General features: G+C 69.6%; 25 protein-coding genes and 1 CRISPR repeat array (1 of these 26 running past the window's edge). Of the genes, 12 read left to right on the top strand and 13 right to left on the bottom strand.

Features of this window, described 5'->3' with window-relative positions:
* A CRISPR array of direct repeats spans nucleotides 1-385; the repeat unit is 30 nt; unit sequence GGTCCTCATCAACCCCGGAGGGTTCGCAAC; it reaches 182 nt to the left of the window's first position.
* A gap of 332 nt (nucleotides 386-717) precedes the next feature.
* The 4 genes from K4G22_RS21155 to K4G22_RS21140 all read right to left on the bottom strand — a co-directional run bounded on the left by K4G22_RS21155 (nucleotide 718) and on the right by K4G22_RS21140 (nucleotide 3,946).
* Nucleotides 718-2,280 (bottom strand): tyrosine-type recombinase/integrase, encoded by a 1,563-nt coding sequence (locus K4G22_RS21155; RefSeq protein WP_228081870.1) that lies wholly within the window; start codon nucleotides 2,278-2,280, stop codon nucleotides 718-720.
* Nucleotides 2,277-2,504 (bottom strand): helix-turn-helix transcriptional regulator, encoded by a 228-nt coding sequence (locus K4G22_RS21150; RefSeq protein WP_322785119.1) that lies wholly within the window; start codon nucleotides 2,502-2,504, stop codon nucleotides 2,277-2,279. The genes K4G22_RS21155 and K4G22_RS21150 overlap by 4 nt, the downstream gene beginning before the upstream one ends.
* A gap of 105 nt (nucleotides 2,505-2,609) precedes the next feature.
* A complete protein-coding gene (locus K4G22_RS21145; RefSeq protein WP_228081868.1) occupies nucleotides 2,610-3,512 on the bottom strand; it encodes a TRM11 family SAM-dependent methyltransferase in 903 nt (300 codons plus the stop codon).
* A gap of 23 nt (nucleotides 3,513-3,535) precedes the next feature.
* Nucleotides 3,536-3,946 carry a hypothetical protein gene (locus K4G22_RS21140; RefSeq protein ID WP_228081867.1) on the bottom strand — a complete coding sequence of 137 codons (411 nt, stop codon included), beginning with the start codon at nucleotides 3,944-3,946 and terminating at the stop codon, nucleotides 3,536-3,538.
* Nucleotides 3,947-4,561: 615 nt separating this feature from the next.
* On the opposite strand from K4G22_RS21140, the gene K4G22_RS21135 reads away from it, so the two are divergent.
* The 12 genes from K4G22_RS21135 to K4G22_RS21080 all read left to right on the top strand — a co-directional run bounded on the left by K4G22_RS21135 (nucleotide 4,562) and on the right by K4G22_RS21080 (nucleotide 17,323).
* Entirely contained in the window at nucleotides 4,562-5,356 is a 795-nt protein-coding gene (locus tag K4G22_RS21135; RefSeq protein WP_228081866.1) for a hypothetical protein, read from the top strand.
* Between the two features lie 362 nt (nucleotides 5,357-5,718).
* On the top strand, nucleotides 5,719-5,970 hold the full coding sequence (locus K4G22_RS21130) for a hypothetical protein (RefSeq protein ID WP_228084177.1): 252 nt from the start codon (nucleotides 5,719-5,721) through the stop codon (nucleotides 5,968-5,970).
* Nucleotides 5,967-7,514, top strand: coding sequence for a TrbL/VirB6 family protein (locus tag K4G22_RS21125; RefSeq protein ID WP_228081864.1), 1,548 nt, complete (start codon nucleotides 5,967-5,969; stop codon nucleotides 7,512-7,514). Before K4G22_RS21130 ends, K4G22_RS21125 begins: the two co-directional genes overlap by 4 nt.
* Nucleotides 7,511-8,407: a PrgI family protein gene (locus K4G22_RS21120; protein WP_228081863.1), complete on the top strand. Its 897-nt coding sequence runs from the start codon at nucleotides 7,511-7,513 to the stop codon at nucleotides 8,405-8,407. Before K4G22_RS21125 ends, K4G22_RS21120 begins: the two co-directional genes overlap by 4 nt.
* The gene (locus K4G22_RS21115; RefSeq protein ID WP_228081862.1) at nucleotides 8,404-10,191 is read left to right on the top strand and encodes a VirB4 family type IV secretion system protein; all 1,788 of its coding nucleotides are present in this window, start codon (nucleotides 8,404-8,406) and stop codon (nucleotides 10,189-10,191) included. The genes K4G22_RS21120 and K4G22_RS21115 overlap by 4 nt, the downstream gene beginning before the upstream one ends.
* Nucleotides 10,188-12,578 carry a DUF8128 domain-containing protein gene (locus K4G22_RS21110; RefSeq protein ID WP_322785118.1) on the top strand — a complete coding sequence of 797 codons (2,391 nt, stop codon included), beginning with the start codon at nucleotides 10,188-10,190 and terminating at the stop codon, nucleotides 12,576-12,578. The genes K4G22_RS21115 and K4G22_RS21110 overlap by 4 nt, the downstream gene beginning before the upstream one ends.
* A gap of 107 nt (nucleotides 12,579-12,685) precedes the next feature.
* Nucleotides 12,686-13,534: a replication-relaxation family protein gene (locus tag K4G22_RS21105; RefSeq protein ID WP_228081861.1), complete on the top strand. Its 849-nt coding sequence runs from the start codon at nucleotides 12,686-12,688 to the stop codon at nucleotides 13,532-13,534.
* Nucleotides 13,531-14,478, top strand: coding sequence for a C40 family peptidase (locus tag K4G22_RS21100; RefSeq protein ID WP_228081860.1), 948 nt, complete (start codon nucleotides 13,531-13,533; stop codon nucleotides 14,476-14,478). The genes K4G22_RS21105 and K4G22_RS21100 overlap by 4 nt, the downstream gene beginning before the upstream one ends.
* Before the next feature lie 112 nt (nucleotides 14,479-14,590).
* Nucleotides 14,591-14,914 carry a hypothetical protein gene (locus K4G22_RS21095; RefSeq protein ID WP_228081859.1) on the top strand — a complete coding sequence of 108 codons (324 nt, stop codon included), beginning with the start codon at nucleotides 14,591-14,593 and terminating at the stop codon, nucleotides 14,912-14,914.
* A complete protein-coding gene (locus tag K4G22_RS21090) occupies nucleotides 14,911-16,143 on the top strand; it encodes an ATP synthase subunit B family protein (protein ID WP_228081858.1) in 1,233 nt (410 codons plus the stop codon). Before K4G22_RS21095 ends, K4G22_RS21090 begins: the two co-directional genes overlap by 4 nt.
* The gene (locus K4G22_RS21085; protein ID WP_228081857.1) at nucleotides 16,140-16,712 is read left to right on the top strand and encodes a hypothetical protein; all 573 of its coding nucleotides are present in this window, start codon (nucleotides 16,140-16,142) and stop codon (nucleotides 16,710-16,712) included. The genes K4G22_RS21090 and K4G22_RS21085 overlap by 4 nt, the downstream gene beginning before the upstream one ends.
* Nucleotides 16,712-17,323, top strand: coding sequence for a hypothetical protein (locus tag K4G22_RS21080; RefSeq protein WP_228081856.1), 612 nt, complete (start codon nucleotides 16,712-16,714; stop codon nucleotides 17,321-17,323). The genes K4G22_RS21085 and K4G22_RS21080 overlap by 1 nt, the downstream gene beginning before the upstream one ends.
* A 147-nt stretch (nucleotides 17,324-17,470) precedes the next feature.
* Here the strand turns inward: K4G22_RS21080 and K4G22_RS21075 are convergent, their stop codons facing one another.
* The 9 genes from K4G22_RS21075 to K4G22_RS21035 form a co-directional block, all read right to left on the bottom strand.
* Entirely contained in the window at nucleotides 17,471-18,292 is an 822-nt protein-coding gene (locus tag K4G22_RS21075) for a phosphotransferase enzyme family protein (RefSeq protein WP_228081854.1), read from the bottom strand.
* 337 nt (nucleotides 18,293-18,629) lie between these two features.
* Nucleotides 18,630-19,289, bottom strand: a complete 660-nt coding sequence (locus K4G22_RS21070; protein ID WP_228081853.1) for a hypothetical protein — start codon at nucleotides 19,287-19,289, stop codon at nucleotides 18,630-18,632.
* A 25-nt stretch (nucleotides 19,290-19,314) separates the two neighbouring features.
* Nucleotides 19,315-20,031, bottom strand: coding sequence for an SPDY domain-containing protein (locus K4G22_RS21065; RefSeq protein ID WP_228081852.1), 717 nt, complete (start codon nucleotides 20,029-20,031; stop codon nucleotides 19,315-19,317).
* A 44-nt stretch (nucleotides 20,032-20,075) separates the two neighbouring features.
* Nucleotides 20,076-20,822 carry an SPDY domain-containing protein gene (locus tag K4G22_RS21060; protein ID WP_228081851.1) on the bottom strand — a complete coding sequence of 249 codons (747 nt, stop codon included), beginning with the start codon at nucleotides 20,820-20,822 and terminating at the stop codon, nucleotides 20,076-20,078.
* A 582-nt stretch (nucleotides 20,823-21,404) separates the two neighbouring features.
* A complete protein-coding gene (locus K4G22_RS21055; RefSeq protein WP_228081850.1) occupies nucleotides 21,405-23,993 on the bottom strand; it encodes a BTAD domain-containing putative transcriptional regulator in 2,589 nt (862 codons plus the stop codon).
* Nucleotides 23,990-24,454: a pilus assembly protein TadG-related protein gene (locus K4G22_RS21050; RefSeq protein ID WP_228081849.1), complete on the bottom strand. Its 465-nt coding sequence runs from the start codon at nucleotides 24,452-24,454 to the stop codon at nucleotides 23,990-23,992. Before K4G22_RS21050 ends, K4G22_RS21055 begins: the two co-directional genes overlap by 4 nt.
* The gene (locus tag K4G22_RS21045) at nucleotides 24,451-24,852 is read right to left on the bottom strand and encodes a TadE family protein (protein WP_228081848.1); all 402 of its coding nucleotides are present in this window, start codon (nucleotides 24,850-24,852) and stop codon (nucleotides 24,451-24,453) included. Before K4G22_RS21045 ends, K4G22_RS21050 begins: the two co-directional genes overlap by 4 nt.
* Nucleotides 24,849-25,238, bottom strand: a complete 390-nt coding sequence (locus K4G22_RS21040) for a TadE/TadG family type IV pilus assembly protein (RefSeq protein ID WP_228081847.1) — start codon at nucleotides 25,236-25,238, stop codon at nucleotides 24,849-24,851. Before K4G22_RS21040 ends, K4G22_RS21045 begins: the two co-directional genes overlap by 4 nt.
* Nucleotides 25,231-25,452 carry a hypothetical protein gene (locus tag K4G22_RS21035; RefSeq protein ID WP_228081846.1) on the bottom strand — a complete coding sequence of 74 codons (222 nt, stop codon included), beginning with the start codon at nucleotides 25,450-25,452 and terminating at the stop codon, nucleotides 25,231-25,233. Before K4G22_RS21035 ends, K4G22_RS21040 begins: the two co-directional genes overlap by 8 nt.
* Between the last annotated feature and the right edge of the window lie 13 nt (nucleotides 25,453-25,465).

Below are 25,465 nucleotides of genomic sequence, written 5' to 3'. Positions count from 1 at the left end.
CGCGGCGGCGAGCTGGTCCGGTCCTCATCAACCCCGGAGGGTTCGCAACGCGCATCGTCATCGGATCGCCCTCCTGGTCGGTAGGTCGGGTCCTCATCAACCCCGGAGGGTTCGCAACCGCTCCAGCGCGAGGTCTACGAGCAAGCCCCGCTGGACCGGTCCTCATCAACCCCGGAGGGTTCGCAACGGGGCGGTCTGTTCAAGGCGGGGGCTGGTTTCAAGCGTCCTCATCAACCCCGGAGGGTTCCCAACCTGTAGGTCATCTCCAGACGGGCCAGGATGTCCGGCCGTCCTCATCAACCCCGGAGGGTTCGCAACGCGCGCCGATGGCGGTCGCCTGGTCCAGCCAGGCCGACGTCCTCATCAACCCTGGAGGGTTCGCAACGAGATCGGCCGGCAGACGCTGCTGCGGCTCCGCTGGGGGTTCCTGATCACCTCTGGGGGGTTCGCAGCGCGCCCGTCAGGCAGCGGGCGGACGGCACGTCGCCGGTCCCCATCAGCCCCAGAGGGCTGGCAACGTAACGGGTTCGTTGCTGGGCGGTGGGCGTGGAGGTGACGCGCCGGGACAGGCATGAGATGTTGCCTTGGGGATGCTCATGGAACTCGAACGTGCAGGTCAGCACCCTGTTCGCCACCCGGCGACCTCAGACGCCTGCTGCGCACCGGGGCCGTAGGTTCGCGTTCTACCGGGGGCGCGTCTTCTTCCCTACCCGTTGCCTATCCTCGTTTCCGCAGGTCAGCTTGGGTATTCGCCACGAGACGCAGATGGCGGGGGCGGGGGTACTCGGCGACGCTCACGTTGGTTGCGTGCGCATTGTCGTGAAGGGGCTCGGATGCCCACGGTGCATGCACAGAAGAACCCACCAGCAGATCTCCCGTGAGGTCCTCTTCGGCCGGATGGCGCGGGGTGAGGTCCTGGGACTGTTCGATCCGTTTGAGGAGTTCGGTTTGCTGACCGGTCACGCAGTGGGCGTAGGTGGACAGTAGGACGGGGACGCTGTTGCCGGCCCAGGCAGCGACCTGGGCGGGTGGGATGTTGGCGTTGAGCCACCCGGTCAGGCAGGTGTGGCGCAGGTCGTAGACGCGGCGGGCCAGGGGCGAGTCGTACTCGGCCTCGGTGAGTTCACTCCTCCGTGCCCATCTCCACATCCGCCGCATGACCGAACCGGCAAGTTCCCCACCCTCCGCACCCTGGAAAAGGCGGTCGGTCGGGGCGAGCTTTTCGCGGGTGATGTGGTCGCGCAGGATGCGCACCAGGGCCGGGTGGCAGGGAACGGGGCGCGTCTCCCCCGCCGCGCGGCCCTTGAGGCCGCGCTCCTCGTAGCGGTGTCCGGTGTCCGTCCACTGCCCGCCGACTTCGGGGGTCGCGGTGTGCAGCACAAGCTCCCCCCACCCGTTCGGCGCGTCCTGTGTGGGGAGGCGGATGTCGGCGACGCGTAGCGCGACGGCTTCCTCGGGGCGTGCGGCGGCGTAGTAGAGGGTCGCGAAGAACGCGTGCAGACGCGGGCCTCCGCGTGGCCGGCTCCTGACGCGGGCCAGGAGCCGGGCGGCCTGTTGGGCGTTGGGGAGGCTGCGCTTGTCCACGGTGTTGGCGGGCTTACGCGCGGTGGCGGAACGGCCCTTGGGCAGTGGGTTGGTGTGCAGAACACGGCGGCTGATGGCCCAGGTCAGTACGACGTTGAGGACCCGTCGAGTGCGCCGGACACTGGACGCGGCCACGGGGGTGGCGTCGAGTTTCAGGTCGAGCGCGGCCAGCAGACGATGCACCGTTGCCGGGTCCTCCCATACGGCCATGGTCGGGGAGTTGCGCCGGACCCATTCCAGGATGCGCACGGCCTCTTCGGGGGCTTGGGAACGCCGGCTTCGATTGAAGGCATATTCCCGAAGGGCGGTCCGAACGGCGACGGGTTGAAAGGTCGCTGGTTGTTTCTTGAGGAGGGCCATGGTGGTGGCCATCAGAACCTTCGCCGTGGTCTTCCTGGTGTTCCCCGAGGTGTGTACCCATCGTTCGTCGACAAAGGTGACGGCGAAGTCGTACCAGGAGACACCCGCAGCCGACGACTCGTAATTGACGGGCAACCCGGAGAGTATGAGAAAGGGAGTGCCTTTCTTGGCAGCGGCGAGCAGTTCCGCTCGGAAGGCATCCGCCTGCGCGGCATTCGCGAACGACTTACGGAACTCTTTCCCGTTGACGCACCAGCGCACCGAGTATGTCGTCTTCCGTACTCCCTGGTAGACGAAGGTCTTCCAGATCCTGACGTCGTAACTGGTCGGCGTCACCTCGCCACCTCCTCGTGACCGGCAAGCCAGCTGTCGAGTTCCGCACGCCGCACACGCAGAGCCCCACTGGGCAAGCGCACACACTGCGGAGCACGCCGCTTCTGCCGCCAGTCATAGAAAGTCGAACGGGAAACCTGTAGCTCCGAACAAACCTGTTCGATCGTCAGCAAGTAAACTTTTCTGTTCACTTGCTTCCGATTCTCGCTCCCTTGGTTTTCCCTCATCACCCATCACCGACTTCCCTGTTAGCGACCAGTGGTCGAATTCCGTTTCCCCTTCCCATGGACGCTCGACGATGTGGATATCCGCAACCGCCCATTCGGGTCCGGTCAGGATTGTGTGCAGGTACGCGTGCGCACGCGGGGTGCAGGCACATCACGCTTCGACCGCTGGTGATGGGTGGCAAGGCCGGGTTTGCGGAAGATGAGGACGTCTTCGTGGGCGATGAGGTGCAGTGGCAGACCTCGGCGGCGGGCGTCGCTGACGTTCTTCAGCTGGAAGAAGGACGGCCGCAGTACGAGGTGATCGTCGCGGATGCCCGCCAGGAGGGCGACGCAGCGTTCGACGAGGGTGAGCCCGGCGGCTTGGCCGCAGGTCGCGACGGTGGTGGGGAAGTCGACGAGTTCGCCGCGTTCCCGCCATGGGCGGGCCGTGACGACAACGGTGCCGCCGGGGCGTAGCAGTCGGTGGGTGTGGCGCAGGATCTGGGTGAAGGCTGCCTGGAGGCGGTCGTTGGTGGTGTGGGCGAGGTTGCGCGGGTCGTTGCCGTAGCGGTGGTTCCACTTGACGACGCCTCCGCTGCCCGTGGTGAGCGCACGCCCGTGGACGGAGTTGCCGTAGGGGGGTGAGGTGACGGCCAGGGCGATCCGCCCGTGGTGGGTCTCGTCGACGTGGTCGGGGAGGTGGCGGGCGTCGCCGTGAATCACCGTGCCGTAGCGCTCGGCAGCGGTGGTGAGGGCGTGGCGGACATTGGCTTGGGCGAGGTGGGCCCAGCGGCGTTCGTATTCGACGCCCAGGGCGTCGCGCCCCTGGTGGATGGCTTCGACGAGGGTGGTGCCGATGCCGCACATGGGGTCCAGGACGAGGTCGCCGGGTTGGCTGTAGCGGCGGATGGCGTGGGCGGCGATGGCCGGGAGCATCTTCGCCGGATGGGCGGAGCTTCCCGCGAGGTAGCGGCCATGGCGTTGCATGGGTGCGGTGGTGGGTGCGGTGTTCCACACGGAGTAGGGCACGGGCGTCTCCCTTGGGGGTGGGGTCAGGCGGGGGTGAAGACCAGCAGGTCGGTGTGGATGGTCCGGTGGCGCCAGGCGACGCCCCGTGGAATGGGTGAAGGCGCGTCCGGGGTGGGGTGGAGGCAGCCGTCGTGGGCGAAGGCGTGGACAACGAGGACGTGTTGGCGGTAGACGAACCCAGCGCCGCGAGCTGCGGCGACCACCTCCCCACAGGGGTCGACCAACTCCCCGCCCGCCTCGTGGTACTGCCGGCAGGCCACCAGCAACATGCCGGTGGAATCAGACAGCAGGCGGTGCGCTCGGTAGAAGAATCCCGGCAGTCGATCCGACGGCCCGTCCAACGGGATGCGGTGCGGGAGTTGTGCCAGGAGGACGGGAGCGCCGCGCCTGATGTCGGCGTTCTTTGAGGCACGGACGTAGGTGTGGGCGTCCATGCCCAGGCGTGTGTCCTGAACGTCCAGGCACAGCAGCGGCACAGGAGCACGGCGCGGGCCGTGGTGGGTGAACTCGCGACGGACACGGTCGATCGCCCACTGGGGCAGGAGCGGACTGGACGGGTCGTCAGTGCGCTGGTGGGGCTTTCCGGCGGGAGAGGGCGGGGCCAGCCACACGGTGGGGGGCGGCATCGAACTCGGGTGACGAGGCGCGGGGACAGGGGCTGCGGCCATGGCGCGGTGCGTGGACGGGGGCGCGGTCTCGTGCTGACACCCCTCATAGGGAAACCCGTCACCCCACCGTGCCAGCGCCGGCCGCGAGTTCCCTCGAACGCAGCACCCCCGCGCTCGGATGGCGAAGTCGCTGGTCAGGGGCGAAAGCGCAACGGTGACGCGTAGAGCGCTTGGCTCGCTCCTGGGGCGTCGATCCGGCGAGTGGTCAGGACTTTTCTCGGGGATTCTTCGCGCCTGTTCTCAGCTCGAACGGTTCCGGGTCGCCGCTGGTCAGGGGCCTGTTCGCCGTGCGTGGGGCGCGCGGGTGGCGCGGGTGTGGTCCGGGCGGTGCGGGGTGGTCGCTCGGCGCTGGCGAGGGTGTGGCGGGGGTGGTTGGCAGTGATGGCGGTGTTCGTGCACCACCGATCGCTGTTGGAGGCGTTCATGCACCGTCGAGTTTCCGGATCACCCGAGCCTGAGCGGGCCGGGGTGCGGGAGTTCTTCTCTCCGTTGGATGAGTTGGACCGGGTATTCCTGCGGTTGGGGCAGGAAGGACGTCCGGTGCGGTTGCCGCTGCCGGACGAGGAGGGTCCTGGGCTGGAGGTGGGAGAGCTGCGCGTGGAGTTGGCGCACCCGGCCACGAGTCCGGAGCGCAGGGCACACATCTGGAGTTCGGCCGTGGCGCGGGCCCGGCAGGGTGGGGAGCCGTGGGTGACCGTGGTCGCCGGGTTCGCGGTGCCGGTGCTGCGTCGCGTGCTGTCACGGGTCCCACGCGGCAAGGTCGAGCGTGGCGAGGTCGAACAGGAGATGCTGGCGGCGCTGACGGCCGCGGTACGCAGTCTCAACCCGTCGGCTCCGCAGCTGGACCGGGAGCTGTTCCGGGCCGCCGACCGGGCGGCACACCGAGCCGCGTATGCGGCAACCCGGCGAGCCCACCACACAGTTCACGCGCTGGACGATCGACCGATGGACCCGGCGCTGCTGAGGGCCTCAGAAGGCGAGGACGAGTACCTGGTGCTGTGGCGGGCCGTGGAGGACAAGGTGGTGACCCGCCGGCAGGCCCAGGTCGTCGCACTGACCCGGTTGAACGGGGAGTCGATGACGGCGCTGGCGCACGAGTGGCGGGTCAGTCGACGGCAGCTGTACCGCCTCCGGGAGCAGGCCGAGACGCGGCTGGCCGAGCACCTGGCCAGTTGAGTCGCGGTTGCGATAAGGGTGGCTGACCTGCGGTTTGGCACAGCCGACGGGGTCACTTCTCTATAGAGGGCGGATACCCGTACCGGTCGGGCCGGCCGGGTGTCCGCCCTCTTCGGTGGTGGCCGGGCCCCTTTGGGCTCGTGCTGACACCCGAGTCGTTTCCCACCTTCTGCCTCCTGTGGAAAGGAGTGCGTGCCGGCGGGGTGCGACCCGGTCGCCGCTGAAGAGGGCTGCTTGTCGCCGTTCGGCGCGCTGCCCTGTTGGAGGTGCCCCCTGTGTTGTTCGACTCCGTATCCGCCCGCCGACGCCGTCTGGGGTTGGTGTCGCTGTTCGCCGGTGTGTTGGTGCTGGCCGGTGCCGGGGTGGCCTGGGGGGCGGAGCGGTCGATCGAGGCCGTGGTGGTCAACCTGACCACGTGGATCGTGGGGATCGTGGCCCTGCTGGCGACCCTGTTCCTGACGATCGGTGGCCTGCGGTACCTGATGGCGGGCGGGGATCCCGGGGAGATCGAGGCGGCGAAGCGGGCGTTGAAGGCCGCCGCGATCGGCTACGGCATCGTCATCCTGGCCCCTGTCCTCGTGTCGGTGCTCAAGGGCGTCGTGGGGGGCGCGTGAGCCTGCCACATCGCGCCGTCACGGTGGCTGGTCTGCTCCTCGGGCTGCCGGTCGTGCTCGCCCTGTGGGTGTTGACGCCCACCGCGATGGCCGACCCCGCCGACCCCGAGCCCAGTCCCGCCCCCGGGCCGGCTGAGCTGGTCGCTCCTGACCCGTCGCCGTCCGCCGAGGACCTCGGGGATCTGCCGTCGGAGGGGGATGGTGGCGGGGGCGGTTGGTTCGACAACTGGTTCGGTGGCCTGTTCGGCGGGGGCTGGTTCGACCTTCCGGGCACAATCAGCGACGCGATCATGGACTTCATCGCGGAGTTGATCGAGTCGGCGGCCGAACCGTTCCTCGGCCTGCTGGGCGAGACGCTGCTCGCCACCCCGGCCATGTCCACCCATCCCGTGTTGGTGGAGATGTGGACAACGTCCTGGGGCCTGGCCCTCGGCTCATATGTGCTGCTGGTGATGGCCGGCGGGCTGACGTTGATGGGCTACGAGACGGTCCAGACCCGGTACGCGGTCAAGCAGATCGCCCCCCGGATCGTCCTCGGACTGGTGGCCGCCAGCCTCTCCCTCCTCGTGATGGGGCACGCCATCGACCTCTCCAACGCGCTGTCCGCCGCCATCCTCGGCTCGGATGCGGAGGGGCTCGGCGAGGGCCTGGCCCGGATGCTGCTGGGGGACACTCTCGGCGGGGGCAACCCCGTCCATCTCCTCGTCCTGGCACTGGTGTTGCTGGTACTGGTCGCCGGAGTGCTGGTCGGCTACCTGGTCCGCGTCGCCGTGATCGCACTGCTCGCCGTCTCCGGACCGCTCGCCCTGGCCTGCCACGGGCTCCCCCAGACGGAGGGCGTCGCCAAACTGTGGTGGCGCGCCCTGGCCGGGGCGTTGGTCATCCAGGTGGCGCAGTCCACGACCCTCGCGGTGGGGCTACGGCTGTTCTTCGCCCCCGGGAACTCGCTTCTGGTGCCCGCCGGGCCTGGCGAGTTGGGGACGTTGCTGGCCGGGCTGTGCATGTTCTGGGTGCTGTGGAAGATCCCCGGATGGGCCACGCAGGTCATCCTGCGCGGCACGCCGGCCACCGTGCCGCACGCCCCCGCGCCGGTACGGATGCTGCGCGGCGCGGCCCTCGCCATGCTGCTGCACCGCTACCTACCCGCCCGCCCCACCCCGACACGGCCCCCACCAGCCACCACCGGTCGCCACCTGCCACCACCTTCAGCAGGCGGAAGAAGCCGACCACCCACGAACCCGCCCGGGCCCGGCGCGCCACCGACACCGAAGCCAGTCAAGCCCGCGCCATCGCTCGTGCCTTCAGCACGGACCAGCGCGCCGCCGGCCTCTGCCGGTTCTGCGGTGAGCCGCGCCGCGCCACCCCCGAAATCCTCCGCAGGGCCACCGGCGGTGCCGACATCCTTCCGTCCTCCCGTTCCCGAGCCGCCCCGCACCACGCCGGCGCGACGGGCGACCGCTCCGGTCGACCACGCCGCGCCGCTCTTCCGCGCGCCCGAGACCGGCCCCGCACCCCCGTACTCGTCCGAAAGGAAGAAGAGTTGAGTCACTCGGTCCGCATCCCCGCCGACATCGAACGCGAGGACCGCATCCTGGGCCCGCTCACCGCGCGGCAAACGGCGATCGTGGGCAGCGGGGCGCTGTTGCTGTATGGCGGGTACTGGATGGCCAGGCCACTTGTGGGCGTTGTGCCGTTTTTGGTCATCGCCGTGCCAGCGGCCGGTGCGCTCATGGCCATCGCGTTGGGTCGGCGTGAGGGCATCAGCATGGACCGCTTCGCCCTGGCCGCCCTGACCCACCTCAAGGCGGCCAAGCGCCAGGTGCACGCGCCTGAAGGGGTGCCGGCGGTGCCGGACTTCCTCAGCAAGAGTCTGGTCAGAGCGGCCGGGCCGCCCCCAGTGGCCGCCGACCTCCCCTGCCGGGGAGTGGACGATGCCGGAGTTTTGAACGTTGGGCGGGATGGCAGCGTGGTGTTGGCGGAGTGCACGAGCGTGAACTTCGGCCTGCGCAGCGCGGCGGAGCAGGCCGAGCTGACGGCCGTCTTCGCGCGGTGGCTCAACTCGCTGACCGGCCCCACCCAGATCGTGTTGTGCTCCCACCCGGTGGATCTCAAGCCGGCTGCCGAGGCCGTCCACAGCGTCGGCGACCAGTTGCACCATCCGGAGTTGGCAGCCGCCGCGCGTGCCCACGCCGACTACCTCGCCCGACTCGGAGCCGCATGCGAGGTGCAACGCCGCCACATCCTCGTGGCCGCCCGCGAGTCGGACCGCAGAACCTCCGCAGGCAATCGCGCCCGTCAACGTCTCGCCGAGGCCACCAACGTACTGGCCGGCGCCGACATCGACGCCCGCCCGCTGAACGCCGCCGAGACGTCCGCCACGGTGCGCGACGCCTGCCAACCTTCCGATGCGCGTCGCGTTGAGGACGGTGACCGATGACCCGACCCTGGCGAACTCGCCCCACCCATGAGGTCTCCACCGTCCAGGCCAAGGAGTTGCTGGCCCCCGTCGGACCGCCCGCGATCGAGGTCCGGGCACACCACGTGAAGCTGGACCATGGCATGGCCCAGACCCTGGTGGTGACGGGCTACCCGGCCGAGGTGGCGCCGGGCTGGCTGTCCCCGCTGCTCAACCACCCCGGGCGCGTGGACATCGCCCTGCACATCGAGCCCGTACCCACCAGCGTGGCCGCCTCCAGTCTGAAGAAACAGCGCGCCCGCCTGGAATCCACCCGCCGCAGCGGCCTGCACCACGGGCAACTCGACGATCCCGAGAGCGAGGCCGCCGCAGCCGACGCCGCCGAACTCGCCTACCGCATCGCACGCGGCGAATCCCGACTCTTCCGCGTCGGCCTCTACCTGACCGTCCACGCCCCGGACGAACAGCACCTGGCGGACGAGGTCGCCGCCGTGCGCGCCGTGGCCGAGTCCCTGCTGATGAACGTGGAACCCACCACCTTCCGCGCACTGCCCGGCTGGCTGGCCACCCGACCGTTGGGCCTGGACACCATGCGGGTACGCCGCACCCTGGACACCATCGCCCTCGCCGCGTTCTTCCCCTTCGCCAGCCCCGACCTCCCCCACCGCCCCGACAGCGACCCCGCCGCCGGCGGGGTGCTCTACGGCCTCAACGCCCTCTCCAGAACTCCCGTGTTCTGGAACCGCTTCGCCCAGAGCCTCGACAACTACAACTCAGTCACTCTGGCCCGCTCCGGCGCCGGCAAGTCCTACCTCGCCAAACTGGAGCTGCTGCGCCTGCTGTTCACCGGAGTACGGGCCGCGGTGATCGACCCGGAGGACGAGTACCTCCGCCTGGCCCAAGCAGTCGGCGGCCACACCATCCGCCTGGGCGCCCCCGGCGTTCGGATCAACCCCTTCGACCTGCCGCGCGCAGCCGCCGACGAGGGCGAGACCCTGGTGCGCAAGGTGCTGTTCCTGCACACCTTCCTCGGCGTTCTCCTCTCCACCGAGTTGGACGCCGCCCAAAAGGCCTCGCTGGACTGCGCGCTCCTGGACACCTACGCCCGCGCCGGCATCACCACCGACACGGCCACGTTCACCAACCCGCCGCCCACCCTCGCCGACCTCCACCACGTCCTGCTCGGCAACGACAGCCCGGTGGCCCAAGGGCTCGCCGACCAACTCACACCCTTCGTGACCGGTTCGCACGCCCACCTGTTCAACGGACCCACCACCTGCGAACTGTCCGGACACCTCCTGGTCTTCTCCGTCCGACGACTCCCGGAGGAAGTCCGCGCGCCCGCCATGGTCCTCGCCCTGGACGCGCTGTGGCGTCGCGTCACCACCGGACCGAAACAGCGGCACCTGATCGTGGTCGACGAGGCATGGCTCCTGATGCGCGAACCGGAAGGCAGCCGGTTCCTCTTCCGGCTGGCCAAGTCAGGCCGCCGTCACTGGTGCGGACTGGCCCTCGTCACCCAGGACGCCGACGACGTCCTCGCCTCACCCCTGGGCCGAGCCATCGTCTCCAACGCCGCCACGCAACTCCTCCTCCGCCAGTCCGCCCAGGCAATCGACCCCATCGCCGAGACCTTCCTCCTCTCCCGAGGCGAACGCGACTTCCTGCTCACCGCCCGCAAAGGCGAGGCGCTGCTCCTCGGCGGCCACCGCCACCGGGCCGCCATCAACACGGTCGCCTCGTCTCACGAGCACGAGCTGATCACCACCGACCCCGCCGAACTCGCTGCCGGGCGGGATACGTGAACTCCCCCTGGATGACGGACTTCCTCACCGACCCGCTCTCGTTCTGGCGCACCGCCGCAACCACCGGCCGCGCGTTGATCGCCTCCCACACGCCGCTGCTGGCCACCGCCACGGCCACCGGCGTGGCCACTCTCGTCGCGCGTCCGCTCCTGGCTCGGAGACGAGCCAAGGTCTTCGCGCGAGGAGCGCGCTGTGTGAGCATCCAAGCCCCGCCCCAGGTGAGTGACCACGGTGGCGAGCTGCTGTGGGCCCAACTGTCCGGGCTGCTGCGCCCCTGGTGGCACCGCCTCGCCAGCGGTCAACCGCACATCGCCTTCGAATACGCCTGGACCCACCAGGGCCTGAACATCAGCCTGTGGACACCAAGCCAGGTGCCCATCGCTCTCGCACGTCAGGCCGTCGAGGCCGCCTGGCCGGGTGCCCACACGACCGTGACCGACGCGGCGCAGCCCGTTCCCGCAGGCCACACCGTCACCGCCGGACGACTCAGGCTCGCCCGCCCCGAAGTGGCGACCCTGCGCACCGGACACCACGTCGACCCCTTGCGCGCTCTGCTCCAGGCCGCCGCAGGGCTCAACGACGGTGAACGCGTCATCGTGCAAGTCCTGGCCCGACCGGCAACCGGACGGCGACGCCGACGCGTCAGACGCGCCGCCCGCACGCTGAAGACCGGCCACCACCACCGGTTCACGCCTCTGCGCGGCATGGCCGCCTGGGCCGCCCACCGACCCCAACCCGCCCTGGAAGCACGGCAGGACGCCGACCACCACACCGCCGTCAGACAAGCAGCCGACAAACTCACCGGCCCGCTCTGGGCCACCTCCCTCACCTACGCCGCAAGCACACCCCCCAGCAACAGCGCCCGAGAAGCCGTGCGCGGGCGAGCCCACGCCATCGCGTCCGCCTTCGGGCTCTTCGCCGCCCGCAACTGGCTCGTCCGCACCCGCCTCCCCCACCCCCACCAACGCCTGACACGACGCCACTTCCCCCATCGCGCCGCTCTGCTGTCCGTGACCGAGTTGGCCGCCCTCGCCCACCTGCCCACCGACCCGGACGCCCCCGGACTGACCCGAGCCGCAGCCCGTTCCATCCCGCCACCCCCGTCGATCCCCCCACCGAGCAGCGCCGCGCGCCCGCTGGGGCACAGCGACGCCGGCCCACGCCGCGCCATCGCCCTGCCCACCCACGCCGCACGCCACCACCTCCACCTCATGGGCGCCACCGGCTCCGGCAAGTCCACCCTGATCACCCACCTCGCCCTGGACGACGCCCGCCACCGGCGCGGCCTGATCGTCGTCGACCCCAAGGGCGACCTCGTCACCGAGCTGCTGGAACGTCTCCCCGAGGACTGCGCGGACCGCCTCGTCCTCATCGACCCCGCCGACCACAGGCCCCCGCCGTGCCTGAACGTCCTCGAAGGCGACGACAGCGACATGGTGGTGGACAACATCGCCGGCATCTTCCGCCGGATCTTCGCCGCCTTCTGGGGACCACGCACCGACGACCTGATGCGCGCCAGCTGCCTCACCCTCCTGCGCCACCACCACACCACCGGCCAGTCCGTCAGCCTCGCCGACATTCCCCGGCTCCTGGCCGAACCCGCCTACCGGCTCCGCATCACGCCAGGCGTCAACGACCCCCTGCTCCGCGGGTTCTGGACCGGATACGACGCCCTCTCCGAACCCGCCAAGACGGCGGTGAGTGGCCCGTTGATGAACAAGCTCCGCGCCTTCCTCCTGCGCGACTTCACCCGCCGCGCCATCGCCCACGGCCCCTCCACCTACCGCCTGGACGACGTGCTCAACGGCGGAATCCTGCTGGCCCGCCTCCCCAAAGGAACCCTCGGCGAGGAAACGGCCCGCCTCCTGGGCTCCTTCCTCGTCGCCCGCACCTGGCAGGCCGCCACCGCCCGCGCCCACCAACCCGAGCACGCCCGCGTCGACGCTTCCCTCTACCTCGACGAATGCCACAACTTCCTCAACCTGCCCTACCCCGTCGAAGAGATGCTCGCCGAAGCCCGCGGCTACCGCCTCTCCCTCAACCTCGCCCACCAGCACCTCGCCCAACTCCCCACCGACCTCCGCGAAGCCATCTCCACCAACGCCCGCAACAAGATCTTCTTCACCGCCTCACCCGAAGACGCCCGCGCCCTGGAACGCCACACCCAACCGAGCTTGGCCGCCCACGACCTCGCCCACCTCGCCCGCCACCAAGCCGCCGCCCGCCTCCTCACCGACCACACCGACACCACCAGCGCCTTCACCCTCACCACCAACCCCGCACCCCCACCAACCCCCGGCCGTGCCCACCACCTGCGGCAGTCCGCGAACAGGCCGCCAACTACGGAGACGGCTTCTTCGCCCACAACACGGGAGACCCTCACGTGAACCCCCCGCGCTCCCGCTACATCCCCCGCACCGCACTCCAACGCGGCCGACCCCACCACCGAGGCCGCGAAACCGCCACACTCGCCGGCCGGATCACACCCCGGGACATGTGGCTACTGGAGATGCTCCACGAGCACCGCGTCCTCACCTCCCACCACATCACCGCGCTCTGGAACACCAGCCACCGCGTCACCAACCGACGCCTACGCCAGCTCCACCAACTCCACGTCCTCGACTCCTTCCGACCCCTCACACCCCAGGGCTCCGCCCCCGAGCACTACACCCTCGGCCCCAGCGGAGCCACCCTCCTCGCCGCCCACTGGGCCACCGAAACCAAGCACCTCGCCTGGCGCAAGGACACCTGCACCCGCACCGCGTTCTCCCCCACCCTCGAACACGACCTCGCCACCACCACCCACCTCGTCACCCTCGCCGCCACCCACCACCACCAACCCCACGACGAGCTGACCCTGTGGATCTCCGCCCGCTCCACCACCCGCCTCTGGGGCGACCACGCACGCCCCGACGCCTACGCCCACTGGCACCACCACGACCAGGTCCTGCCGTTCTTCCTCGAACACGACACCGGCACCGAACCCCTCCACCGCGTCGAAGCCAAACTCGCCGGCTACGCCACCCTCGCCACCACGACCAACACCACCACTGCCCTCCTCATCCACACCTCGACCCCCACCCGCGAACGCCACCTTCGCCAACGCCTCGCCCCCATCGCCGCACACGAAAACCTCCCCATCGCCACCGCCCACACATCCGACGACTGGCTGCCCCTCCAACCCCCCACCACACAACGCCACCCCCTGAACCAACTCACTTCCTACTGGCCCCACCTCACCCCTGCCCTCACCCCACAGGCCCTCCAAGCCGCAGCCCACCCCACCGCGAACCGACCCCCCTGGCGCCCCATCCCACCCCTACCGCCCCTTCCGCCCCGGTGAGGAAGGCCATCGGCGCCACACTCACCACCGCCCTCACCCTCCTCATCGCCACCACAGCCGCTACCACCGGGCTCCTCCACCACACCGCACGCGCGGGAACGAACCCCCTCCCCAGCCGCCACGCCCTCGACGACATCCCACCCACCTACCTGACCCACTACCAACGAGCCGTAGCCGCACGCCCGGGACTGCCCTGGACGATCCTCGCCGCCATCGGCAAAGTCGAGACCGACCACGCGCGCCACCCCACGATGGTCTCTACCGCCGGCGCCCTCGGCCCCATGCAGTTCCTCCCCACCACCTTCGCCCTCTACGACCAACCCATCCCACCCGGCGGCTCCGACCCACCCACCCCCTGGGACCCCATCAACGCCACCCACGCAGCCGCCCGCCTCCTCTGCGCCCACGGAGCCCGCCAGGGACGCGATATCGAACGCGCCATCTGGCACTACAACCACGCCGACTGGTACGTCACCCAAGTCCTCGACCAAGCCACCCGCTACACCGCCCACCCCACCCCGACCAACACCGGCCCCGCCCCCAACCTCCAAGCCGCCATCGCCCTCGCCTACGCCCGCGACCAGATCGGCCTCCCCTACCTCTGGGGCGGCAACGGCCCCACCGCCGGCCACCCCGGCTTCGACTGCTCCGGCCTCACCCAAGCCGCCTACACCGCCGCCGGCATCCACCTCCCCCGCACCGCCGCCGACCAACACACCGCCGGCCCCCAACTCCCCCCAGAAACCCCCCTGATGCCCGGCGACCTCCTCTTCTACGGCACCCCCGACAACATCCACCACGTCGGCATCCACACCGGCAACGGCCACATGATCAACGCCCCCAGACCCGGCGAACTCGTCCGCGAAGAGCCCCACCGCTACCCAGGCGACGACTACCTCGGCGCCACCAGACCCTGGGCACAGGGCCTTCCGGGACCAAGCTGAGCGCCCCTGTGGCCCCAACTCGCCCCGCTTTCCCGAGCCTTCCATGCATGACAATGTGCATCCGTTCGATTACAGTGATACCTCCTGTGCTCTGAGTTGCCTTGGGGGGTTGATGAGCCGCAGCGATCTCTACCTGGACTATGACCGGTTGCAGGCAAACCGGGACAATATCCGCAATATCGCGCAGCTGATGGAACAGCCGTGCCAGGCGATGGCCGAGGTGGACGGCGCATCCATGGGGGTGTCGCGACTGGAGCGGCGGATGGACGACTTCGGCGGGGAGTGGGAGTACGGCATCTCCCAACTTGCCGAGTTCGCGGACGCCGCCGCCAACGGCCTGACCGAGGTGCTCAACGCCTTCCAGGCCATCGACGACGGCCTTGCCCAGGGACTCGACGACAGTGCTGGGGACGGGGAGAGGTACATCACCATATGAACTGGACCGTCCCCGTCGTCCCCACGCCCTCACAGCAGTACGAATATCCCGCCCTGGGATTCGTGCCCTGCCCAGGGGACGCCGCCACCACCAGCCACGTGGCCCAGCAAGTACGTCAGACCACCACCGCGCTCGGCGATGTCGTCAGCCTGCTGCGCGGCACCGGAGACAACGAGTGGCGCGGCCGCTCCGCCGAGGCGTGGCGCGAACAGTGGGACGACGACTTCCGCCCCAAGATCGAGGCCGCGCACGAGTCGTTCCGCATCGCGGCGATCGCCCTGGAAGAGTGGGCGAACCACATGCCCCGAGCCCAACAAGAAGCCCTCCAACTGGAGGAAGAGGCCCACGCCGCCCAGGCCCGCATCGACCGCCTGCCCACCCCCGCCGGCTTCGGCGAGATCCTCACCATCGAGGCGGACGAGGAACGCGACGAGGCCATCGCCGACGCACAGCGCGCCCAGGACGACCTCGACCGCGCGGGCGCGGACCTCGAAACCATCCGCCAACGAGCCCACGCCTTGGCCCAGGACTACACCGAACGCGGCGAACACATCGCCGACCGCCTCGGCCACGCCATGGACATCGCCCCCAACAAACCAGGCTGGCTCTCCAGCCTCGGCGACTGGCTGGGCGGCGTCATCGAGGACGTCGTCTCCATCGCACTCGATGTCCTCCAGAACATCGGCTCCTGGATCGCGGAGAACGCCGCCCGCATAGCCGCCATCGGAAACCTACTGGCGGCTATCAGTACCGTGCTCGGCGCGGCGGCGCTGGTCACCGGCGCGATTGGCGCGTTCGTACCATTCATGGCACCGCTGATGATTCCCACTTCGCTTGCTCTCAGTGGCATGTCCACCGGCTACGCGGCACTGGCCCTTGTGGCCCACGGCACCGCGCGGGTCGCAGGAGCAGACGTCTCTGTGCGCACCTTGGGACAGGATCTACTGGGCACTATTCCAGTGGCAGGGTACGTCCGCCACGGAGGGAACCTCGCCCGAGTGATCGGTAGCAGCACGCCGACCCAGATCATTAGTGGGGCGGCCTTCTGGGACAGCCTGGTGGGCACCATCGGAGACGCTTCCGCATTGGAATATCTCAAGCCACGAGACCTGCGCCAGGCATTCGAGATGGTCCTCCCGACAGGGGTCGGCACGCTGTGGGTGGGCTTCGAGAACGCTTGGCGTGACGGCGGTCGAGTCCAGGAGACGGAAGACGGTCCAGACCGATGAACGAGCACGAGTTCATCGCCCGGCTCGATGGGTCGGAGCGAGTTTCCGTCAACGTCGTCACAGATGGCCGGCTACTGGTCGCAATCGGTTATGAATTTGGCTACCGATTGGACGAGATACGAGGGGGAGCAACCTTCACGCTGGTGTTCCTGCGAGACGACAGCGAGGGGGCCCGGCGTCGTGCCGCCTGGGCGACGCATTTTTATCGCACCAACGGCGCCTGGTGGGACGGCTGTTGGCCGCCGCACCTACGCCATCTGCCGGACACGGTCACGCCCGCCCAGGCTGGTGCGGCAAGGATCGCGGTCCACCGTTTCGACCGCAATGGCACCTCACCCACCCGCGCCATCCTCCTGATCGGCGGGCTCGCGGCCCTGATAGGAGCTGGCTTCGGGCACGAAACACCAGCCTTGGCCCTGTCACTTCTTGCCCTCGCCGTCACGCTATTCGCCATCATGCCGAGCGCGGCTCGCTGGATCCTCACCGCACACAACCGCCAACTCGCCGTCGTCGAACGCTTCGAGAACCAACGCCACTACCCAACATCTCACGACCCGGAGGCGGCCTGATGAATGTCTCGTTCGACGTCCCCGCAGGCTTCACCAGCATCCCTCCCGGTATGACCCCCGAGGAGTCGGCTGCCTACGCCGACGCGCGCGCAGCTGGCTCGAAAGAGCAGCCCGAGACACCCGAAGCAGACGCGCTGGAACGGACCCATGTGGTCTCCCAGGTGCTGAGTCGGGCGGGCGCGTTGTATGCGGGTGCGGCGTTCGGACTGATCGACGAGGACCTCTCGGCAGCCACACTGTTGGTCACCGCGCAAAGATTCCCTTACGGCCTGGACGCAGTGGTCGCGGCCGAGGGCACCATGCAGGCCCTCGTGGCCGAACGTGGCCCGGACTGGACCGGAGAAGTCCGCCAACTCCCCTGCGGGCAACCCGCCGCAATCGTGGTCGGCGGCCGCTTGTATGAACTCCCGGACGTCCAACCTGCGGTTCCCTTCGCCGAGTTGCAGGCATTCATACCCGTGCCCGAACACCCGTCCCTACCTGAGCAGGCCATGTTGGTCGTCAGCTTCTCCACCCCGGCAGCCCGACACTGGGAGCGATACATGCCTACGGTCACCCACCTGCTCCGCACCATCAATTTCGCTCCCGGCGACCCGAGCAGTAATCGCTGACCGCCCGGGGGTCTGCTGCAGCGTCAAAGACGGCCTCCGGTGTCGTAACCGAGATGCCGCTGCAAGGCTCACTGCTGGTCGGCTTGCTGGCCAAGGGATTGGGAGCGGGAAGGCGCTCAGGTTTGGGTTCCCACATCAGCGGGGTGGTCAGGTCAGCCACTGGCGTGCCTCGTCCAGGCGTTGCTCGTTTCCGGCAGGGGTGTCGACGCCGGTGACGTCACCGTGCAGGATCCGCCCGGCGTAGTAGAGGGTGTTGATGGCGTATCGGAAGTCCAGGATCGGTGTGAGCGCGCGTTCGATCTCCGCGCGGGGCAGGGCGTCCTGGTCCAGGTAGGCGCGGAGCAGGGCTTGCGCGCCATCGGGGCCTTCGGCGTCCATCACCGCCGTGGCCACGTCGTATATCCGGGGTTTGAAGCTGGCGGCGCCCCAGTCGATGAGGCCGCAGGTGCCGGTGGTCGGGTCGAGCCGGAAGTGTTCGGGGGCGGGGTCGCCGTGCACGGGGCCCCATGTCAGCGTCTCCGGTCGGAGTCGCCGCAGTCGCGCCGTGACCGCTTCGATGGCCGGTCGAATCCACGGTCGCAGGTATAGGGCGGCGTCATCGCGGCTGTCGGCCAGCAAGTCGAACTGCGACCACGCCTCCCCCGGGGTGACGGGTTCGGTGCCGAGGATGCGGTGGACGCGGGCGAGAGTCGCGCCCATGAGCGCGGTGTCGCTGGCGCTGTGGCCCTGGAGTTCACGGCCCGCTACCCAGCGCAGCAGCGCGAGGGCGTGGTCGCCGACCGCAGTTGTCAGGTGGCCGGCGGACGATGGCACGGGTGCGCCGGCGAGCAGGCCCGCGTTCTCCACCTGGACCGACAGGCGCAGGCCGTAGTGGAATTGCTTCTCGGGCTCCCCTTGGGGTACGGCCTTGGCGACCCACCGGGTGTCTCCGAGGCGGACGTTCCAGGTCGCTGAATTCATGCCGCCCATCAGGGGCGTTACCTCGGCACCGGGTAGACCCCAGTGCGATGCCAGCGCGGCGGAGATCTCCTGGCAGCTCGGTACCGGCCGGGGATGGTCGGCCGGGTCGCCGTTGGGCGACGTGGCGTGTGAAGACATGGTGGTGAGGTTCTCCGGAATCGACAAGGGAACCGCCGCCGGGCACGGCGACGGCTTCGGCCTCGTGCGCGGCGCTTCACGTGCCGCGTAACGGATCACCTCACGCCATGGACGGTACCGAGACGAACGCCGGCGGGCCAGCGAATACCGCGAGTGGTGGGTACGGCGGGGACGACCCGCCGTACCCACCACAGCGACGGATCCGGTATCAACTCCCCTGCCGAGGCGCGGGAATGGCCGCGCCCGTGTTACTCGGTACGCCGTCGGCGAGGCGGTAGCGGCGGGGGGCTGGTGAGACCTGTTGGGCGATGCCCTGCTCGGTGAGGGTGGCCAGCGCGTTGGCGATGGCGCCGGAGCTTCTGCCGATGACGCGGCTGATGGCGGTGGCGGTGAACTCCGAGTCCGGGTAGGCGTTCAGGTGCTCGACCACCATCTTCCGCAGTTGGCCCGGTGCGAGGCGTGGGTGGGCTTGTGCGGTGACCGGTTGTGCGGGGGTGGGCGTGCCGGTAGCGGCGGGCTCGGTGGCCTCGGGAGTGACCGTCGGTGCCGGGTCCGGGTCGGTCGGGGGGTTGGTTGGCGCGGTGGGCTTGGGGGTGGGGAGGCGGTCGGGGTGGGGGTTCCAGCGGTCGGGGGTGCGGTGGTGGCCGGCGCGGGTGCCTCGGGTGCGGATGGCGAGGTTCTTCTCTTCCAGGAAGGTCAGGGCCTTGCCGGTGGTGGAGCGTGCGATGCCTGCGGCGAGGGCGAGTTCGGCCGTGGTGGCGTCGGGGTGCTGGGCGAGGGCCGCCCAGACCTTCATGAGGACTTTGGACTTCTTGTCGCTGGTGGTGGAGGGGTGAGGCAAGCGGGTGGCGTGGTCGTTGGTGGTCATGATCCGAAACCTCCGTGGGTGTGTCTCAGGCTTGCCGGATGGTGAGGTGGGGACGGACAACGGGGTGAATGTCCTCGGCGTAGCGGGCGACGGGTTCGGGGTTGAGGAGCGCGTTGCAGAAGTTCTTGACGACGTGGGCCGGAGTGGTGGCTGAGAAGCCGGCGTACCAGAGGACGTTGGCCGGGGTGAGGGCCGCTTGGATGTACCAGGAGAGGGTGGTGCGGAGGTCGCTGCCCCTGGCGCCCGTGGGGGGTGGGAAGTAGCGGACCCGAAGGTGGCCGGTGGGGTTGCTGTAGGTCATCGCCCCGCCCGCTATGTCGAGGTCCCAGTTGGCTTGGATGAGCTTTTCGGTGATGAGGGTGACGGAGTCCGTGGGGAGGGGGATGCTTCGCTGGGTGAGGAGTGGCTCCACCGCATCGGCGATGATCTCCGGTGGGCAGTCGCCGGTGATGACGGCCTGCCAGAGCGGCCCTTGGCCGCTTCGCCCGCGTTCCGAGATGTGCCAGGCGGCACCTGTCTCGCCGGTCATAAGGTCTTCGCAGGCGTGCGGGTAGGACACGCGATAGCGCTGGTCGCTCGGGTAGTAGTGGGTCGTTCCCGCGTCGTCGCGGGAGGTGAGCCAGCCCACGTGGGCCAGCAGTCCGGCAACCGGCTGCACGCCATCGGCGCCGGCGAGGTAGCGCGGGGTGATGAGGAAGTCCTGGCGGCTCGGGTGGTGGGTGGGGTGTGTGGGGTCCGGCATCGGGGTGGCTCCGTTCCTGGTGACTGGCGCTGGCCGGTGGCTTGTCAGGCGGCGGTACGCAGTGGCCGCGCGTACGGGGCCGTGGTCCGCGCGAGCTGGGCGCTGTGTCGGGTGAGGGGGTGGGGTGCGGTCAGGGCTTGGGTGAAGGCGGTGATCAGGTGGGGTGGGGTGGCTTCGTGGAAGGTGGCGTCCCAGAGGGCGAAGGGGTCGTCGCGTGTTGAGGCGGCGGTGACCGTCCACGCTTCGCGGGGTGGGACGAAGGCTCCGTCGGCCCGATAGTGGATCTCGACGAGGCCGTCCGGTGAGGTGGCGGTGATGGCGCACCGTCGGGTGGCGACGCGCCAGTGCGCGGTACGAAGGACTTCCCAGACGTTGTCCGGGTCGTCGTCCTTGTCGTGTGGGTCGGCGCGTAGCACGCGTTGACGTCGCTGTGGCCCCGCGCCGAGGTCGTGGTGGAGTGTTGTGGTGACGGCGGTCACGAATTCGGTGGGGGTGTCGATGCTGAAGGTGGCGGTCCAGAGTTGACCCCACGGGGCGCCGGAGTAGGCGCGGGCGTCGAGTTGCCAGTTCTCATCGAGGTCGGGGAGGTAGGCGATTTGGAGGTTGTCGGTGTCGCTGATGGCGTAGCTGTTGCCCGTGTCATCGCGGTAGCGGCGCCAGTGGTCGGCGGTGAGGGGGGCGAACGCGTCGTCGGGATAGTCGCCGCTGCCGGCCAGGTGTCGGGGGGAGACCGCCACGTCGTCCTGTGAGGTATCGCGCGGGGTGGCACGGAAATCAGGAATGGGGATCATCGTGGGTTTCTCCTATTCCGTTCAGCGGTTTCCATCAACCCCTATTCTTTCGGGGCCATTTCCAACATAGCTCGGGTTCAGTGGTGCTCGCCAGCTGAAACCGGGCTCTGAAATGATGGAATTCCCGTGAATTCGGAGGGACTTCTGTCGTCTTGAATGGAATGGGCCTTGGAAAGCGTCGTGCCCCGATTGAAGTCGGTGTGGTTTGGGGAATCCGCGCGGCGCTGAACGTGCGTCAGGGGCGGGCGGTCGGGGGGCAGGCGTCGTCAGGCAGGCGCGCAAGCAGGGGGCGGCGGACCGAGCACGGTGGGGGGAGTTCACGGGCGAGTACTGGTGATGAAGCTGGTGAGCGGGGCAGGCAGGCGGCGCACCGTTGAAGCGGAGAAGGGGGCTTCGGCCGGCGGTCGGGCGTTGGCAGATCGGGGTTCGTTACCTGTACCGATCTACAGTCGCGACGGACCGGGCCTGGTGAACGCGCCCCTGGCCTGCGGCTATGTGCGGGCCGGGTGGTCCGTTCTCGACGGGATCACCGGCAGGAGCGGCCTTGTGGAGCAGGGAGAGGACCGGCCGCAGTCAGCGGGCTCAACGCCGGGAGGGGGCGGTCCTCGTGGGGGCGGCGGGAGGCTGCGTCGACCGAGGGGTTGAGGTCCGTGGTGTCGGCAGCGTGAGGAGGGAACGGGTCGTGTCGCCGGGGCGCACGCCGATCTCCTTGAGGTGGCGGGCAAGGCGTTGGTAGGCGTGGTGAGCGGCCTCGGGGTGGCCGTTCTTGAGGTGGAGGCGGATGAGGCGTTGGCAGATGGGTTCGGAGGTGGGCTCCCATCCGGCGGCGCGTTCCAGGAGGTTGAGGGCCTGGTGGCGGTCTTCGGAGTGGGTGGTGTGGTGGTCGGCCAGGAGGATCGCGGCGTCGATGGCCTTGTGGTGGAGCCACTGGCGTAGTTCGTCGGCCCAGGGGTAGTCGGCGCCGTCGCAGAGGGGACCCTGGTAGAGGTCGATCGCCCGTTCCAGGGCTTGAGTGCGTGCTTCCGGCTCGCGGGTGCGGCGGGCGGCCTCGATGGCGTGGGTGAAGTCGACCGCGTCGCTGCGGACGAGTTGGGGGTCGAGGCGGTGGCGGTCGGCGGTTTGGAGAACGAAGGCGGCGCTGCGGCTTTCCGTCGCCTGACGCAGGGTGCGACGTACGGCGCGGCGGAGGTTGACGAGGTCTTTGGTTGCCTGTTCGGGGGTGGTTGAGAGGCGCAGGAGTTCGGTGAGGGTGTCGTTGCGCAGCCCCTGGGGGTGGGCGGCCAGGATGGCGAGGAATTCCTTGGCGGCTTCCTTCATTCCGAGGGGGATTTCTTCTCCTCGAATGAACAGTGAGATTCCGCCGAGGAGTCGGACTCTGATGGGCGGCTCTCTGCTGTTGTCCTCTTTCTCGACGACATCCGTGCGGTTTTGGTGAATGCTAACAATTCCGGGACCGATACCGCTGTCACGCTTGTCACTTGGTGGTGGGATCGACGGCGGTTCGTTCTGTGAGGTTTCCGGCTGGAGGCAGTCGATCAGTTCTGACGCGGTCTGCGCGGTGAGGGTGAAGAGTTGGGTGCGGCGAAGGGCTGGTCCGTGGGGTCCGGTGTGGTGTCGGACGGTGCCGTCGGCGGTGAGTTCGGCGGTGTTGCCCAGCTGGTGGTCGCCGATGTGCAGTACGGCCAGTTCGTCAGGTGCGGCGTCGGCGGCGAACGTGGCCGCCTCCGGCGGGACGTTGGTGTGCAGGAGAAGGATGTCCATCGGGGCCGCCTCCTCCGGTACCGCCTCGGTGTCCCGTAGGCGGGCACGCCGGATGCTGCCTGACTGGGCGATACGGAGCGCTTCCTGATCGTCGTCGGTGCGGATCCAGCCGGGAAGTCGTCCGACGGTTTCCGCGGAGGCAGGGAGTAGGGCGGTCAGCAGTGCGCGCGGGGCGATGAGTCGGGCTGCGATCGGCCGGGCCGGAGTGCGTTGGGCCGCGGTGAGGGTGGCGACGATCAGGGCTCGGACCGCTGCGGGTGCGCCATCGCCGTGGAACGACCAACCGCCTGGCGTGGCGAGGGTGTTGATGTCGAGTTCGGTGTGGTCGCGGTGGGCGATGGTGATGGTGCCGGGTGGTGCGGGGGCTGCCGGCGGTGGTCGTCGGGTGATCTCGGCTTCGAGGGCCTCGGCCTGGTCGCGTTCGGCGCGGATGGCGGCGAGGGTGGCATGGGTGGCGTTGCGCACGGCGCTGCTGAGGGGCACGGGTGCGGTGTCGACGGTGAGGTCGGCGTCGTGGTGGCGACGTGCGCGGAGGCGGGATCGTGCGACGGCGGCGGTGATACCGGCGGCGAGGGTGACGCCGATCAGCGCGGCCGGGCCCAGCGGAACGTGAACGGGGCGCGGGGCCCCGGCCTCCGGGTCCTTGACGGTGTCTTCCTCCTCGGCTTCCTGCGGGGCGCCGAAGTGGTCGGTAGGTTCGTCGGGACGGTCCTCGGACAGCGGGGGTGGCTCCGCTTCTACCGGAAGGTGGAGGGTCCATCCCGGGCGGAGAAGGTCGGGGTTGGTCAGCCGGCTGCCGTCCGGTTGGGCGATGTTGGTGGAGAGGGCGTAGATCTCGGGCCAGCGGATGGGGTCGTCGAGACAGCGCCCGGCGATCTCCCAGAGGGTGTCCCCGGGCCGCACGGTGTACGCGGAGTGCTGCCCCGTCGCGGGCTCCTCGGCGATCGCGTTCGTAGTCGTCAGGCTGACCGCCGCCGCCGGGGGAACCAGAGCGCTCGCCGTTGACGTGCGGAGGGTGGCCAGCACGGCGACGACAACGGTGCCGACGCAGAGGGCGGCCACCAGCCGGGGGACGTTCAGTGTCTCCAGGTGCGCGCGGTGCAGGTCGCCATCAGCGCGCAGGTGCACAAGGTTGCGGAGGTACCAGACCGTCTCCCGTGCCAGGGTCATCAGCATCGCGGCCCAGCAGAGCCAGCCCAGCAGCGCCAAGCATTGAACCATCAGCGGGTCGGTGAGCGGTTGGGCGAGCCGGTCGGTGAGATCGTCGAGGCCGGTGGCGCGTTGCGGCCAGGGCACGCCGGTGGCCGCCGCGAGGACGAGCGGCACCCCGATGAGCAGCAGGAGCAACGCACCGGCGGCAGCTGCCGCGTCGGCTCGGTTTCCACCCCTCCGGGCTCGGGTTCTGGTCAACGGTCTTCCTCCGGCGTCGTGCGAGCGGTTCCGCGTTCTGCGCTGGCGACCGCCTCGCCGCTGACGGCCAGCTGGTGGAGCCCGACCAGTCGCAGGATCTGCGTGGGTTGTTGACGGGTGACGCTGACGGTGACGCGGTCGCCCGCCACCCGGACGGTGGCCTCTCCCCCGGTGGCGGCTACGTAGTCCAGTGCGGCGGCTTGGGCGCGCTCCTCGTCGAGCCGGGTGTCGGCCTCGGCGCGAAGGGCCGTGATGTCAAGCTGCTGAGCCGCGCTGCGGGCCGCTTCCTGGGCGGTGTTCAGCGCGTTCGTCTTGGCCGCCAGGGCCATGCCGCCGTCGATGACGATGCCGGCCACCAGCCAGAGTCCGGCGAAGATCCCCACGACGAACCCGGTGATCTGCCCTTCGTCGCCGGCTGCCGCCCGTCGCCTCTGCCGCAGTCTGCTGCTGACTGACGTCATTCGGTGCTCCGGTAGGTGTCGACGGGCGAGGTGCTGGTGGCCGTCAGGGTGAGGGCCCCTGGCAGGCCGGTGCCGACGAGGTCGGTGAGGTCGCTTCGGCAGGAGACGGTCGCCGTCACGGTGCTGCCGGGGAGCAGGCCGTCGTGATCGAGGTTCACGGAGTGCTGGGCGCAGCCGGCGAGGGCCGCGCCGGCGGCCTGATGCGCGGCGCGCTGCGCGCGCTCGGTGTCATAGGCGAGGGAGGCCGCGCGGGCGGCGTGGTGGGCGGCGTCCTCCACCCGGATGCGGGCGTCGGCGACCCGGCCCAGACCCACGACCAGCATGGTCAGCAGAATCAACACGGGTGTGAGCAGGACCAGTTCGAGCGAGGCCGAGCCATCGTCCTTTCGACGGTTCACGGGGCGCCCTCCGGGGTGGTGAACCGCTCGACCGGCCCCTCCGCGCGCCCGCTGACGGTGAGGTTGAGCCCGGGGATGAGCGGGAGGACCTGGCCGTCGACGCGGACGGAGGCGGCCGACTCGGTGCGCGAGGTATGGACGCGCGCCTGGCGCAGAACCCGCCCGGCCGTGTTGTCGATGGCGGCCTGGGCCGCGTCGCTTCCCGCCGACTCGTCCCCGTCCGCCGCCCGGGCGTCGGCCAGGCCCTGGGAGGCCGCGAGTTGCGCGATGTGCTGGGCGTGCCAGGCCAGGGCGAACTGGACGGCCACCAGCAGCAACAGCATCAGGACCGGGGTCAGGACGACCAGCTGCGCGGAGACGGCACCGCGGTCTCGGCGGCTACTCACCGACCATCTCGACCTCCGCCTCCAGGTCCATGCCCTTGGCCCGGTCGATGACCTTGGTGGCGATGATGCCGCCCGCCGCCAGGCCCAGGACGGCCAGGACAGCGGTGATGATCACGGCCTCGGTGGCGTATCCACCGTCGGTGGACAGGCGTCGGCGGACCGTCCGCAGGTGACGGCGAACGCGGACGGGGAGGCGCTTGAGCAGCAGGAGCATGGTGGTGCTTTCC

The sequence above is a fragment of the Streptomyces profundus genome, assembly GCF_020740535.1.
Classification (GTDB): domain Bacteria; phylum Actinomycetota; class Actinomycetes; order Streptomycetales; family Streptomycetaceae; genus Streptomyces; species Streptomyces profundus.
This window is presented reverse-complemented; position numbering and strand designations above follow the sequence as displayed.

Excerpts from the sequence above, each read along its gene's own strand:
- K4G22_RS21150 (WP_322785119.1), bottom strand. The coding sequence starts at position 2,504 with ATGAGGGAAAACCAAGGGAGCGAGAATCGGAAGCAAGTGAACAGAAAA.
- K4G22_RS21140 (WP_228081867.1), bottom strand. The coding sequence starts at position 3,946 with ATGGACGCCCACACCTACGTCCGTGCCTCAAAGAACGCCGACATCAGG.
- K4G22_RS21135 (WP_228081866.1), top strand. The coding sequence starts at position 4,562 with ATGGCGGTGTTCGTGCACCACCGATCGCTGTTGGAGGCGTTCATGCAC.
- K4G22_RS21115 (WP_228081862.1), top strand. The coding sequence starts at position 8,404 with ATGACCCGACCCTGGCGAACTCGCCCCACCCATGAGGTCTCCACCGTC.
- K4G22_RS21105 (WP_228081861.1), top strand. The coding sequence starts at position 12,686 with ATGTGGCTACTGGAGATGCTCCACGAGCACCGCGTCCTCACCTCCCAC.
- K4G22_RS21095 (WP_228081859.1), top strand. The coding sequence starts at position 14,591 with ATGAGCCGCAGCGATCTCTACCTGGACTATGACCGGTTGCAGGCAAAC.
- K4G22_RS21090 (WP_228081858.1), top strand. The coding sequence starts at position 14,911 with ATGAACTGGACCGTCCCCGTCGTCCCCACGCCCTCACAGCAGTACGAA.
- K4G22_RS21085 (WP_228081857.1), top strand. The coding sequence starts at position 16,140 with ATGAACGAGCACGAGTTCATCGCCCGGCTCGATGGGTCGGAGCGAGTT.
- K4G22_RS21080 (WP_228081856.1), top strand. The coding sequence starts at position 16,712 with ATGAATGTCTCGTTCGACGTCCCCGCAGGCTTCACCAGCATCCCTCCC.
- K4G22_RS21075 (WP_228081854.1), bottom strand. The coding sequence starts at position 18,292 with ATGGGCGGCATGAATTCAGCGACCTGGAACGTCCGCCTCGGAGACACC.
- K4G22_RS21070 (WP_228081853.1), bottom strand. The coding sequence starts at position 19,289 with ATGACCACCAACGACCACGCCACCCGCTTGCCTCACCCCTCCACCACC.
- K4G22_RS21065 (WP_228081852.1), bottom strand. The coding sequence starts at position 20,031 with ATGCCGGACCCCACACACCCCACCCACCACCCGAGCCGCCAGGACTTC.
- K4G22_RS21060 (WP_228081851.1), bottom strand. The coding sequence starts at position 20,822 with ATGATCCCCATTCCTGATTTCCGTGCCACCCCGCGCGATACCTCACAG.
- K4G22_RS21050 (WP_228081849.1), bottom strand. The coding sequence starts at position 24,454 with ATGACGTCAGTCAGCAGCAGACTGCGGCAGAGGCGACGGGCGGCAGCC.
- K4G22_RS21035 (WP_228081846.1), bottom strand. The coding sequence starts at position 25,452 with ATGCTCCTGCTGCTCAAGCGCCTCCCCGTCCGCGTTCGCCGTCACCTG.